Annotated in this window: 15 protein-coding genes; 5 read left to right on the top strand and 10 right to left on the bottom strand. The window is 57.8% G+C overall.

Translation table 11 applies throughout. The features are described from left to right. The first annotated feature begins 127 nt into the window (after positions 1-127). A complete protein-coding gene (locus FW800_RS24145) occupies positions 128-823 on the top strand; it encodes a lipoate--protein ligase family protein (RefSeq protein WP_446438613.1) in 696 nt (231 codons plus the stop codon). On the opposite strand, the gene crp is transcribed toward FW800_RS24145, so the two are convergent. Then, on the bottom strand, positions 820-1,464 hold the full coding sequence (crp, locus tag FW800_RS24140; protein WP_005792020.1) for a cAMP-activated global transcriptional regulator CRP: 645 nt from the start codon (positions 1,462-1,464) through the stop codon (positions 820-822). The two genes, FW800_RS24145 and crp, sit on opposite strands and share 4 nt — an antisense overlap. 246 nt (positions 1,465-1,710) lie before the next feature. On the opposite strand from crp, the gene FW800_RS24135 reads away from it, so the two are divergent. Beyond that, positions 1,711-2,133, top strand: coding sequence for an OsmC family protein (locus FW800_RS24135; protein WP_446438612.1), 423 nt, complete (start codon positions 1,711-1,713; stop codon positions 2,131-2,133). Positions 2,134-2,182: 49 nt separating this feature from the next. Here FW800_RS24135 and coq7 read toward each other — a convergent pair whose 3' ends face one another. The 6 genes from coq7 to hemJ all read right to left on the bottom strand — a co-directional run bounded on the left by coq7 (position 2,183) and on the right by hemJ (position 6,599). Next, positions 2,183-2,830, bottom strand: coding sequence for a 2-polyprenyl-3-methyl-6-methoxy-1,4-benzoquinone monooxygenase (gene coq7 / locus FW800_RS24130; RefSeq protein WP_005792017.1), 648 nt, complete (start codon positions 2,828-2,830; stop codon positions 2,183-2,185). Positions 2,831-2,915: 85 nt separating this feature from the next. After that, a complete protein-coding gene (locus tag FW800_RS24125) occupies positions 2,916-3,254 on the bottom strand; it encodes a histidine triad nucleotide-binding protein (RefSeq protein ID WP_005792015.1) in 339 nt (112 codons plus the stop codon). A 45-nt stretch (positions 3,255-3,299) separates the two neighbouring features. After that, complete coding sequence (locus tag FW800_RS24120; RefSeq protein WP_032879204.1) at positions 3,300-4,088, bottom strand: SDR family NAD(P)-dependent oxidoreductase; 789 nt, start codon at positions 4,086-4,088, stop codon at positions 3,300-3,302. A 63-nt stretch (positions 4,089-4,151) separates the two neighbouring features. Continuing rightward, on the bottom strand, positions 4,152-5,114 hold the full coding sequence (locus FW800_RS24115) for a DUF805 domain-containing protein (RefSeq protein ID WP_032879205.1): 963 nt from the start codon (positions 5,112-5,114) through the stop codon (positions 4,152-4,154). Between the two features lie 68 nt (positions 5,115-5,182). Beyond that, positions 5,183-6,145: an NAD(P)H-dependent flavin oxidoreductase gene (locus tag FW800_RS24110; protein WP_446438611.1), complete on the bottom strand. Its 963-nt coding sequence runs from the start codon at positions 6,143-6,145 to the stop codon at positions 5,183-5,185. Positions 6,146-6,170: 25 nt separating this feature from the next. Beyond that, positions 6,171-6,599, bottom strand: a complete 429-nt coding sequence (gene hemJ, locus FW800_RS24105) for a protoporphyrinogen oxidase HemJ (RefSeq protein WP_032879206.1) — start codon at positions 6,597-6,599, stop codon at positions 6,171-6,173. 134 nt (positions 6,600-6,733) lie between these two features. Here hemJ and argC point away from each other — a divergent pair, with 134 nt between their 5' ends. Both argC and erpA read left to right on the top strand, forming a co-directional pair. Beyond that, a complete protein-coding gene (gene argC, locus FW800_RS24100; RefSeq protein WP_122736018.1) occupies positions 6,734-7,768 on the top strand; it encodes an N-acetyl-gamma-glutamyl-phosphate reductase in 1,035 nt (344 codons plus the stop codon). 164 nt (positions 7,769-7,932) lie between these two features. Next, on the top strand, positions 7,933-8,283 hold the full coding sequence (gene erpA, locus FW800_RS24095) for an iron-sulfur cluster insertion protein ErpA (RefSeq protein ID WP_003176443.1): 351 nt from the start codon (positions 7,933-7,935) through the stop codon (positions 8,281-8,283). A 69-nt stretch (positions 8,284-8,352) separates the two neighbouring features. On the opposite strand, the gene FW800_RS24090 is transcribed toward erpA, so the two are convergent. Together FW800_RS24090 and FW800_RS24085 are read right to left on the bottom strand one after the other, a co-directional pair. Continuing rightward, positions 8,353-9,444, bottom strand: a complete 1,092-nt coding sequence (locus FW800_RS24090; RefSeq protein ID WP_446438610.1) for an anhydro-N-acetylmuramic acid kinase — start codon at positions 9,442-9,444, stop codon at positions 8,353-8,355. 3 nt (positions 9,445-9,447) lie between these two features. Next, positions 9,448-10,860, bottom strand: a complete 1,413-nt coding sequence (locus FW800_RS24085; RefSeq protein WP_446438609.1) for a peptidoglycan DD-metalloendopeptidase family protein — start codon at positions 10,858-10,860, stop codon at positions 9,448-9,450. 208 nt (positions 10,861-11,068) lie between these two features. Between FW800_RS24085 and tyrS the strand changes: the two genes are divergently transcribed. Beyond that, positions 11,069-12,268 (top strand): tyrosine--tRNA ligase, encoded by a 1,200-nt coding sequence (tyrS, locus tag FW800_RS24080; RefSeq protein WP_446438608.1) that lies wholly within the window; start codon positions 11,069-11,071, stop codon positions 12,266-12,268. A gap of 36 nt (positions 12,269-12,304) precedes the next feature. On the opposite strand, the gene FW800_RS24075 is transcribed toward tyrS, so the two are convergent. Continuing rightward, a partial coding sequence (locus FW800_RS24075) for a hypothetical protein (RefSeq protein ID WP_446438607.1) occupies positions 12,305-12,533 on the bottom strand: 229 nt, incomplete at its 5' end.

Here is a 12,533-nt window from a genome sequence, read left to right as displayed (position 1 = left end):
ACTGTGGGAGCTGGCTTGCCTGCGATAGCGGCGGGTCAGCCAACCTCTGTGTTGCTGACACACCGCTATCGCAGGCAAGCCTGCTCCCACATTGGGTTTTGTGTTTATTCAGATAGGTAGGTGCTCGATGCTCCAGCCCGTGATCATGACTGTCGAAGCAGGCCTTGCCGCCGAGCAAGCCCTATTGGCAGCCGTTTGCGCGCAAGAGCAGGAATTCGGGCTGCTGTTCTGGCAGCCCAGCGACCAAGCGCTCGTTATGCCGCGCCGTTTGAGCCGGCTGCCTGCCTTCGCGGTGGCGAGCCAAGTCTCGGCCGATGCGGGTTGGCCGGTATTGCTGCGTGAAACCGGCGGTGAGCCGGTGCCGCAGTCCGGCGCCACGGTCAATATCGCCCTGGTCTATGCCCCGCCCCGTAGCGAAGGCGACCAAGGGCGCATCGAGGCGGGTTATCAGCGCTTGTGCCAGCCGATCTGTGAGCTGTTGATTGAATTGGGCGGCGATGCATCCGTCGGCGAAATTGACGGTGCCTTTTGCGACGGTCGTTACAACGTCAATCTCAATGGCCGCAAAATGGTGGGCACGGCCCAGCGTTGGCGACAAAGCGGTGGCCGCCCGGTCGGGTTGGTGCATGGGGCGATGTTGCTGGAGAACGATCGTGAGGAGTTGATTGCGGCGGTCAACCGCTTCAATCAAGCCTGTGGCTTGGAGCAGCGGGTTCGCGCCGAGAGCCATATTGCGCTGCACGAAGCCTTTCCCGCACCGGATGCGATCAATCGGCTCGATACCTTGTACCGTCAGATGCTGGCCAGCTTCCTGCCGGTTTAACGGGTGCCGAATACCACCATCGTCTTGCCTTTGACGTGTACCAGGTTGCGCTCTTCCAAGTCCTTGAGCACGCGGCCGACCATCTCCCTCGAACAACCGACAATGCGCCCGATCTCCTGGCGGGTGACCTTGATTTGCATGCCGTCGGGATGGGTCATGGCATCGGGTTGCTTGCACAACTCCAACAGGCAACGCGCCACACGACCGGTCACATCGAAGAACGCCAGGTCGCCGACCTTGCGCGTAGTGTCGCGCAGGCGCTGGGCGATCTGGCCGCTCAGGGCGTACAAGATATCCGGATCATGTTGGGCCAATTCGCGAAATTTCGCATAGCTGATCTCGGCCACCTCGCACTCGACTTTGGTCCGTACCCAGGCGCTACGCTCCTGTTCTTTGCCTGCTTGTTCAAACAACCCCAGCTCTCCGAAGAAATCGCCGGTGTTGAGGTAGGCAATGATCATTTCGCGACCGTCTTCATCTTCGATCAGGATGGTGACTGAGCCCTTGATAATGAAGAACAGGGTTTCCGAGCGCTCGCCGGCGCAGATGATGTTGTGTTTGGCCGGATGACGCCGACGCTGACAATGCATCAATAGCTTGTCGAGGTTCTTGATCTTGGGTGTGGGAGTAAGAGCAACCATGGTTGTATCCCGAAAAGACTGCACGGTGTAAGTGGCGTTGTTTTTATCCAGCGGCATTGGCATTGATGCCGGTTGTAAGAATCATGGCAATGCGCCATTGATTTGGCGCCAGCTTACCAGACACATTCTGCCTCGATTAGCCAATTTAGCGGCAAACGCAGTCATTTATCGATTTTATCCGGGGCGCTGCTGTTTCAAGGGCCTGTGCTAAGCTGGCGACCCTTTTTTAGCAGTGGAGTCTGGGCGATGAAGGCACGCATCCAATGGGCGGGCGAAGCCATGTTCCTCGGTGAGTCGGGCAGTGGCCATGTGGTGGTCATGGACGGTCCGCCGGAAGCCGGTGGCCGTAACCTGGGTGTACGCCCGATGGAAATGTTGCTGCTGGGTGTTGGCGGTTGCAGCAATTTTGATGTGGTCAGCATCTTGAAGAAGTCCCGCCAGGCAGTGGAAAGCTGCGAAGCCTTCCTGGAAGCCGAGCGCGCCACTGAAGACCCCAAGGTATTTACCAGGATCCATATGCATTTCGTGGTCAAGGGCCGGGCGTTGAAGGACGCCCAGGTCAAGCGTGCCATCGAGCTGTCGGCCGAGAAGTATTGCTCGGCGTCGATCATGCTGGGGGCCGCGGGTGTGGCCATCACTCACGATTATGAAATCATCGAGTTGGGCTGATTGCGGTAATTGGCAAAAGAAAGGGCGCTTCGAGCGCCCTTTTTTGGGTTTAGATCCTGTAGGTGCTTTTGGTCATGACCTTGGCTAAAACGCTCATGCCGAAGCGCACCGGTGCTGGAAAGCGGAAACCGCCTGCGTCCAGCGCGCTATCTGCATGGTGTTCTTCATCGATGCGCATCTGCTCAAGGATGGCGCGGGATTTTTCATCTTCGGCCGGCAGTTGCTCAAGATGCTCATCCAGATGCTTGCACACCTGATGTTCTGTCGCGGCGACAAATCCGAGGCTGACTTTGTCGCTGATCAAACCAGCGGCGGCACCGATACCAAATGACAAACCGTAAAACAGTGGGTTCAGCACGCTGGGGTGGCTGCCCAATTGGCGGATACGTTGTTCGCACCAGGCCAGGTGGTCGATCTCTTCCTCGGCCGCATGCTCCATCGCTGCACGTACCTGCGGCAATTTGGCGGTCAATGCCTGGCCTTGATACAGCGCCTGGGCACACACTTCGCCGGTGTGGTTGATGCGCATCAGGCCGGCGACATGGCGGGTGTCCGTTTCGCTCATCTGGGCATCGGGCTGTACGATGGCCGGTGACGGGCGGTACGGTTGGCCACTGAATGGCAACAGCGTGCGCATGGCCATATCGGCTTGCAGCAGCAGACGGTCAATCGGCGAGTAGTGACGTTGGGTAGTCATGCTGACCTCCGGGAAGAATCTCGGCGGCCAGTTTACCGCAAGAGAGGACGAAGCGTTTGCGCTGAGTCAATTTGACCCTGGGCACTCAACCCGGCGGCCAGTTCATCTGACGTTGACCCAGCACGTGCATATGGATGTGGTAGACAGTCTGCCCACCGTCTTCATTGCAGTTCATCACCACACGAAAGCCTTTTTCGCAGCCCTGTTCCACTGCCAGGCGCTGGGCGGTGAACAAAATATGGCCGGCCAGGGCTTTGTCTTCCTCGGTCAAGTCATTGAGGGTACGAATCGGCTTTTTCGGAATAACCAGAAAATGCACCGGCGCCTGTGGGGCGATATCGTGGAAGGCGAGGACTTGATCATCTTCATAGATAATCTTGGCGGGTATTTCTCGGTTGATGATCTTGGTGAACAGAGTATCCACAGCTGTTTCTCCAGGGTGAAAGTCTAGGTAAGTGTAATCAGGCGGTTAGCGTGGGCAATAGGCTTTATTGATGGCGCCGGCAATCTTGCGGGTCAGCCAGCGTGGACTGAAACGTGGGCTGAATGCCAGCCAGCGGTTGCGGCGCCCGGGAATGATGATGGCTTTGTTCTTTTCCAGCGCGCGTACGGTGTAGAGCGCGACTTCCTCCGGGCTCATTAGCTGCTGGCTGCGGTCGAGTTTTGCGGTGTCCATCTGCGCAGTGCCGAAGAACGCGGTGCGCGTAGGGCCGGGGCACAGCACTGAAACCTTGATGCCGCAGGTCTTCAGTTCTTCGCGCAAGCCCTCAGAGAAGTGCAATACATAAGCTTTGCTGGCGTAGTAGCTGCTCATCCACGGGCCTGGCTGAAAGGCGGCGATCGAAGCGACATTGAGTATCTGCCCGCCGCCTTGCAGCGCCATGGAGTTGCCGAGGGCATGGCACATACGGGTTAGCGCCAGGATGTTGACTTCGATCAGGTCTTGCTCGGTCATCCAGTCCTGGGCCAAAAATGGCCCGCTGGTGCCGATGCCTGCGCAGTTGACCAGCAGGTCGATCTGCCGCTCGCCTTCTTCGAGTTCCAGCAAAAAACCGGACAAACGCAGCGGCTCGCCCAAGTCGCAGGCACGAAACAACACCTCGACACCGAAGCGTTGGGTCAGTTCGATGGCAATGCTTTCCAACTGATCACGTTGACGGGCCACGAGAATCAGGCTGCGGCCGCGTCGAGCCAGCGCTTCGGCCAAAGCCAGGCCGATGCCGCTGGAGGCGCCGGTGATCAGAGCGTAACGGGTCATGCCTTTCTCCATCGCAACGTCGCCTGCCTGTGACAGTGGCGTCACAGGCAGGCGGGCGTTTCTTCACTGTTGCGTAGAGTCTACAGGTTCGGCTGCGTCGTCAGCACTTTGCTCTGCGGCCTCATCAGTGATGACGCTTTGATCGGCGCCTTCATCGGAGGTCATTGAGCTGCTTTCGTAGCTGCTGTCCATGTTGGCTTCAAGTTGATCCAGGTAGCCGTTCATGCCCAGGGTCAGGCCGATGATGAGCATCAATGGAATAAACGCCAGCCACAGCGAGGCCAGGATTTTCACCGCAGTAGAGTTCGGTGGTGGCGGTGCGCCGTATTGGTTGGCACCCGCGTTCCCCGGCAATACCAGCAACAGGATAGGGAACACGCTATTGACCACTGGAACCAGGTTCAGCAAGTACAGCCAGCCAGACCAGCCCATATCGTGCAAGCGTTGCACACCTATTTGCACGCTCACGACTACCAGAGCAACAAACAGTGCGAAACCCAGTAGCGAGCCGAGGATGATGGCTATGGTTGGCGAGGCTGTCGCCACTGCGAAGCCGACGGTACTGATGATGCCTGCGGCTACCAGCAACGCGACGGTCAGCGCCAGTGTCCAGGCCAGATAACGCAGGCGCCCGATGCGCCCGTGGATGGTGAAGACCTTGAGTGTGGCGAACTCCGGCAAGTCATCGCCAACCGCTGCGCGTGGCGGGGCATAAGGCGAAGCTTCGGAGCGGGAAAAGTCGGAGCCAGGGGAGCTCGTCTCGTGGGTTTCAGCGAGGCTGAACGCCACGGGCTGTTCGGCTTCGATGCGTGCGTCGACCCCGGCGTTTTTCAATGCCGTCAGGTAGGTTTCGGCATCGGGGCGGGAAAGATCGCGTTTGAGCGCGACCGGGCGGCCGGTAAAGAGTTTTTCGATCGCCTCGACATCGCTCTTGAACAGCTCGGCGAGGTTCAGCTTGGCGGTGGTGCTTTCGACACCCGGAAGCAAGGCTCCGTCAAACACAATCTTGAAACGGTTGTCGCTCATGCGGGCATCCTTGTCACTTAATCAGGGAGGGTGTGCAGGCCCGTCCAATCGGCGGGCCGTGCAGTGGGTCAGCGTGGCCAGCGCAGTTGCGCGGCATGCTCGCGTGCTTTGCGGTATTCGGCATCCAGGCGGGCGACGAGTTCATCGACGCTGGGTAAATCATCGATTTCACCGACGCCCTGACCGGCGGACCATACAGTTTTCCACGCTTTGGCCTCATCACTCAATGGTTTGAGTTTGGAACCGAAATTGACTTCACCTTTGCCTTGCAGCGCGGCGAGGTCGAAACCGGCATTTTCCAGGCTCTGGCGCATAAAGCTCGCAGGTACGCCGGAGACTGCCGGAGTGTGCACGATGTCGGCGGCGCGCGATGTGAGCAGCATCTCTTTATAAGCATCTGGCGCGTGGCTTTCGGTAGTACCGATAAAGCGCGTGCCGAAATACGCCAAGTCGGCTCCCAGCAACTGGGCGGCGAGAATTTCGTGGCCGTGGTTGAGGCAACCGGCCAGCAGCAGGGTTTTGTCGAAGAATTGGCGAATTTCGGCAATCAGCGAGAAGGGACTCCAGGTGCCAGCATGGCCGCCGGCACCAGCGGCTACGGCAATCAGGCCATCGACGCCCGCCTCAGCGGCTTTCTCGGCATGTCGCCGGGTGGTGACGTCATGAAACACCAGGCCGCCGTAGCTGTGGACGGCATCGACCAGTTCCTTTACCGCGCCGAGGCTGGTGATGACGATGGGTACCTTGTGCTCTACGCAGATTGCCAGGTCTGCTTCCAACCGTGGGTTGCTGTTGTGCACGATCAGGTTCACAGCATAGGGAGCAGGGTTGTCCAACTGGGCCGAGCCCGCTTCGATTTCTTCCAGCCAGGCCCTGAAACCACTGCTTTCACGCTGGTTGAGCGCCGGGAAGCTGCCAACCACGCCATTACGACAGCAGGCCAGGACCAGTTGCGGATTGGAAATCAGAAACATCGGCGCCACCACGACGGGTAGGCGCAGATGTTGTTCCAGTAAAGCGGGCAGCGACATTGGAAGTTCCCCCGAGTAATTGAAACTAGAACGGTTTGACCACGACCAAAATTACGATAGCCAGCAATATCAGAACCGGTACTTCATTGAACCAGCGATAAAAGACATGGCTGCGGGTGTTTTCGCCACGGGCGAAGCGTTTTACCTGCGCTCCACACATATGGTGGTAGCCGATCAGCAGAACGACCAGGGTCAGTTTGGCGTGCATCCACGCGCCTGACTGGAAAATGCCGGGGTTGAGCGTCAGCATCCAGATACCGAAGACCAGTGTGGCAATCATCGCCGGTCCCATGATGCCGCGGTACAGTTTGCGCTCCATAACGCTGAAGCGCTCCTTGCTGACGCTGTCTTCGCTTTGGGCGTGGTAGACGAACAGGCGCGGCAGGTAGAACAGCCCGGCAAACCAGCAGACGATGCTGACGATGTGGAAGGCTTTGACCCATAGATAGAGCATTTTGGTTATTCCCAGGTTCACGGTAGCGAAGATAGTAGTGGCTCATGCGCCCGTACGTCACGTTGACGGTTGTCGCAGGACGATACGGCCCCTATTATCGACGGCTTTCCAGTGGGTTCGTTGAGGGCAGGTTTATGGTCAAGGTCGGTATCGTCGGCGGCACGGGTTACACCGGTGTCGAATTGCTGCGTCTGTTGGCTCAGCATCCGCAAGCTGAGGTGGTGGTCATCACTTCCCGATCCGAAGCTGGGCTGGCCGTGGCCGATATGTACCCGAACCTGCGAGGCCACTATGACGGCCTGGCGTTCAGCGTGCCGGACATCAAGACCCTGGGCGCGTGCGACGTGGTGTTCTTCGCCACGCCTCACGGTGTCGCCCATGCACTGGCCGGTGAGTTGCTGGCGGCCGGCACCAAGGTTATCGACTTGTCGGCCGACTTCCGCCTGCAGGACGCCGATGAGTGGGCCAAGTGGTACGGTCAGCCTCATGGAGCGCCGCAGTTGTTGGAGGAGGCGGTGTACGGCTTGCCGGAAGTCAATCGTGAGCAGATCAAGCAAGCACGCCTGATTGCGGTACCAGGTTGCTATCCGACGGCGACACAGTTGGGGTTCCTGCCATTGCTGGAAGCTGGCTTGGCGGATGCGTCGCGCCTGATCGCCGACTGCAAATCGGGCGTCAGCGGCGCTGGTCGTGGTGCGGCGGTGGGGTCTTTGTACTCCGAAACGTCGGAAAGCATGAAAGCCTATGCGGTAAAAGGCCATCGCCACTTGCCTGAAATCCGCCAGGGGTTGCGTCGCGCCGCGGGCAAGGATGTGGGGCTGACCTTTGTGCCGCACCTGACGCCAATGATCCGTGGGATTCACTCCACGCTTTATGCAACCGTCACTGATCGCTCGGTCGACTTGCAGGCGCTGTTTGAAAAGCGTTATGCCAATGAGCCGTTCGTCGACGTGATGCCGGCGGGCAGCCACCCGGAGACTCGTAGTGTGCGTGGTGCCAATGTGTGCCGTATCGCCGTGCATCGTCCGCAGGATGGCGACCTGGTTGTGGTGCTGTCGGTGATCGACAACCTGGTCAAAGGCGCGTCGGGCCAGGCGGTGCAGAACATGAACATCCTGTTCGGCCTGGATGAGAAGTTGGGCCTGGCCCACGCGGGGATGTTGCCTTAACGCAGTTTGGTGGTTACGCAAAAGGCCCGGTGATCGGGCCTTTCGTGTTTTTATGGCGGCTGCACAGATTGATATACCGTAACAATAGTTGACCGCTTTTCTAGGAGAAGCGGATAATGCCGGTCATTACGCATATGGCGGCGCTACGCCGGGAGATTATCAGCATGAGCGTTGAATCCTTCACCCCCACGGCTTTGCAATTCACCCACGGTGCTGCGCACAAGGTGAAGAGCCTGGTCGATGAAGAGGGTAATGATCGCTTGAAGCTGCGCGTATTTGTTACGGGCGGCGGTTGTTCAGGGTTTCAGTACGGTTTTACCTTCGATGAAGATGTGGCCGATGACGACACCATCGTCGAGCGCGAGGGCGTCAGCCTGGTCGTGGATCCGATGAGCTTCCAATACCTGGCTGGTGCCGAGGTGGATTATCAGGAAGGTCTGGAAGGTTCGCGTTTCGTGATCAAGAATCCTAATGCCACCACTACCTGTGGCTGCGGATCTTCGTTCTCGATCTGATCGGTAGCGGATACAGAAACGCCGCTTGGCTTTTATGGGCCAAGCGGCGTTTTGCTGTCTGAAGCCAGTTTAGGCCGGGTAGATGGCGCCGAGCACCCGTAACCCACGGGCGCCGGTTACGCTAGGGCGGTTGGCGGCGATGCCTTCCAGGCAGCAGTGCGCCAGCCAGGCGAAGGCCATGGCTTCGACCCAGTCCGGGTCTACCCCGTAAGTGGCTGTGCTACTGACGTGAGTAGAAGGCAATAGCGCGGTCAGCCGATTCATCAGCATCGTGTTGTGCGCGCCGCCGCCGCAGATGAGCAACGTCTCAGTGCTCGTCTGTGCGCTTTGCAGAGATTCGACGATGGTGAGGGCCGTCAGCTCCAGCAGAGTGGCCTGCACGTCTTCGGGCTCAAAGACGGGCGACGGGCTCAGGTGCTGTTGCAGCCAGGCCAGATTGAACACTTCGCGACCTGTGCTTTTGGGGCCTTTGGTCAAGAAGAACGGGTCGCTGAGCAATGCGTTGAGTAGTTGAGGCTGAACCTTGCCGCTGGCGGCCCATTGCCCGTCGCGGTCGAAGTGTTCACCGCGCTGGTGGTGAATCCACGCATCCAGAAGAACATTCCCGGGACCGCAGTCGAAACCCGCTACAGGCTTGTTCGCCTCGATGAGGCTGAGGTTGCTGAACCCGCCGATATTCAACACTGCGCGATTGCCAGTGTGCTCGCCAAACAGAGCTTCATGAAACGCTGGAACCAGAGGGGCTCCCTGGCCTCCGGCGGCAACATCACGGCTGCGGAAGTCGCTGACTACGCTGATCCCTGTCAGCTCGGTGAGCAGGGCAGGGTTGCCGATCTGCACGGTAAAGCTTCGAGCGGGTTCATGGCGGATCGTTTGCCCATGGCTGCCAATTGCGCGGATGTCCTGAGGCTTGAAGCGGTTTTGCTCCAGCAAGGCCCGGATGCCTTGCGCGGCGAGTGTTACCCACTGTTGCTGGGCGATTGCCGAGCGGGCGATTTCATCCGGGCCGCTGGCGCACAGGCTCAGCAGTTCAGCCCGCAAGGTGTCTGGCATCGGGATGTAGTGCGTGGCGATCAGCTTGATCGCCGCACCTTGTTCGATAAGGGCGATATCCAGTCCATCAAGGCTGGTTCCGGACATCACACCGATATAGAGCGGCATACCTTAACGCTTCGCCGAAGCCAGCAAGGTGGAGCGCTCTTGATCCATCCGTGCCATCAACGGCTGGCTCTGTTGCATGAAGCGTGCGCGTTCGGCCTTGGCGATCGGATCGGCCATTGGCAGTTTTTGACCCAGGGGGTCGACGTGTACGCCGTTGACCTGGAACTCATAATGCAAGTGCGGTCCGGTGGACAGGCCGGTGGTGCCGATGTAGCCGATCACTTGACCTTGCTTCACGTTGCCGCCGGTTTTGACGCCCTTGGCGAACCCTTGCATGTGGCCGTATAGCGTACGGTAAGTGTTGCCGTGCTGGATGATCACCGTATTGCCGTAACCACCCCGGCGCCCCGCCAGCAGTACCTTGCCGTCGCCCGCCGCCTTGATGGGCGTGCCACGCGGAGCGGCATAGTCCACACCCTTGTGTGCGCGAATTTTGTTCAGAATTGGATGCTTGCGGCCCATGGAGAAACGCGAGCTAATACGGGCGAAGTCCACGGGCGTACGGATGAAGGCCTTGCGCATGCTATTGCCGTCGGCCGTGTAATAGCTGCTATTGCCTTGTTTGTTTGTGTAGCGAACGGCTGTGTAGGTTTTGCCGCGGTTGGTGAAGCGCGCAGAAAGAATATTGCCAGTGCCCACCACTTTGCCGTTGGCCACTTTCTGTTCGTAGATCACATCGAATTCGTCGCCCTGGCGGATGTCCTGAGCGAAGTCGATGTCATAGCCAAATACGCTGGCCATGTCCATGGTCATACTGTGGGACAGGCCGGCGCGGGCAGCCGATTGTGACAAGGAGCTGTTGATCACCCCGTGTACGTAGGCGGAACGCATAACCGGCTTGGTGGTGATGCGGTTGAAGGCGAAGCCTTTGGCACCTTTGCTCAGGCTGATGCTTTCCAGGTCGCTGAGGCTGGTGTGCAGGTTGTTCAACTGGCCGTCTGGCGTCAGTTCAAATTCAAGCTTCTGGCCGCGTTTGAGCTGGGTGAATTGCTTGGCTTGCTTATCACTGGCCAGCACTTCAGTCACAGCGGCGGCAGGCAGCCCAACCTTTTCGAACAGGGTGGATAGCGTGTCGCCTTTGCCCACGATGACTTCGCGATGCTGGGGATTCTTTGCGGCAGCTGCCGCAGGTGCTTCCTGGGCGGCTTGCTGGGTGTCTTCGGGAGCGCTTTCGATCTGTGCGAAAGGTGATTCAGTTGCAGTGTTTGTGGCTTGTTGGGCGTCGGAAGCGTCTTGATCTTGTGTCAGTTGTTCAACTGGGCTTTCCAGATCAAGGCTCAGGGATGTTCGTTTGGCTTCTACGTCACTGGAAGGGAATACCAGCAGTGCCAGGCTGAGAAGGGCGGCGATACCACTTGCGGCAAGCAGGTGGGTCTTCGGGTAAAGCGGCGGCGCTTTAGACGGTTCAGTGGTCATAGGTAATTTGACTTTGAAGATGAAATGGAAAAGATGAATGACATGATGAAGATGAAATAACTGTATAAAATATAACCAAATCATCTGTGGCGCAAGCTCGCGAATGCTGGGCTCGCTGAACGGTGTCCGTGCGCAGGGCAAAACTTGTAATTAGTCCCTGATCTTGTATGGTTGGTTCCCTTTTGAATCTGAGCCTTGCGGGTCTGTTATGAAGTCGGTTGAAGAGCAGCTAGCGCTGATAAAACGTGGTGCGGAAGAACTGTTGGTTGAAGCTGAGCTGATCGAAAAGCTTAAGCGTGGCCAGCCCCTGCGTATCAAGGCTGGCTTTGATCCGACTGCGCCGGATCTGCACCTGGGTCATACCGTGCTTATTAATAAGCTGCGTCAGTTCCAGGAGCTGGGCCATCAAGTCATCTTTCTTATCGGTGACTTCACGGGAATGATCGGTGATCCCAGCGGTAAGAGTGCTACGCGCCCGCCGCTGACTCGTGAGCAGGTTCTCGATAATGCCGAGACCTACAAGACCCAAGTGTTCAAGATCCTTGATCCGGCCAAGACTGAGGTGGCATTCAACTCCACCTGGATGGACAAGATGGGGCCGGCAGACTTTATTCGCCTGACCTCCCAGTACACCGTGGCACGTATGCTCGAGCGCGATGATTTCGACAAGCGCTACTCCACCAATCAGCCGATCGCGATTCATGAGTTCCTCTACCCATTGGTCCAGGGGTATGACTCGGTGGCGCTGCGTGCGGATGTTGAGTTGGGCGGTACCGATCAGAAGTTCAACCTGCTGATGGGGCGTGAGTTGCAGCGCGCATACGGTCAGGAGGCTCAGTGCATTCTGACTATGCCGTTGCTGGAAGGGTTGGATGGCGTCAAGAAAATGTCCAAGTCCCTGGGTAACTATGTCGGTATCCAGGAAGCGCCGGGCGTAATGTACGGCAAGCTGGTTTCCATTCCTGATGCGTTGATGTGGCGTTACTTCGAACTGTTGAGTTTCCGCTCGATGGACGAAATCAATGCGTTGCGTGCGGACGTAGAGGCAGGCGCCAATCCGCGTGATGTGAAGATCAAGCTGGCTGAGGAGATTGTCGCGCGCTTCCATGGCGAAGAGGCTGCTGCCAGTGCGCATCGTGCAGCTGGTAACCGTATGAAGGATGGTGAGCTGCCGGACGATCTGCCGGAGATTGAACTGATCGCTGCCGAGGCTATGCCGATTGCGGCTGTCCTTAATAAGGCGGGCTTGGTGAAGAACTCGGCGGTCGCTCGTGATCTCTTGGGGTCGGGTGGTGTACGTATAGATGGTGAAGTGGTTGATCGCACATTTATGTATGAGCTGGACGCCACTCACGTTTGTCAGGCGGGCAAGAAGGCGTTCGCGCGAATTACGCTCAAATCCGAATAAGTCTGAAAATAGATGTTGACGGCGAATTATATCTGTCTATAATTCGCCCCACTTCCGGCGCAGTCGAAACGGAAAACTCCTTGGTAAACAATGAGTTATGCAGTTTTCGGCAGCAAGTTCCTTCAGTTCATCGAAGTCAAAAGGAAGTTGAAAAAGAGGTGTTGACAGCGGCGTGTAACGCTGTAGAATTCGCCTCCCGCTTCGGAGAGATCTTAGGCGCAAGTGGTTGAAGTTGTTGAAGAAATCTTCGAAAGCTTCTGAAAAT

Source organism: Pseudomonas sp. 910_23, assembly GCF_052850795.1.
The sequence above is the reverse complement of the archived record's forward strand: the minus strand, read 5'-3'. Positions and strand labels throughout refer to the sequence as shown.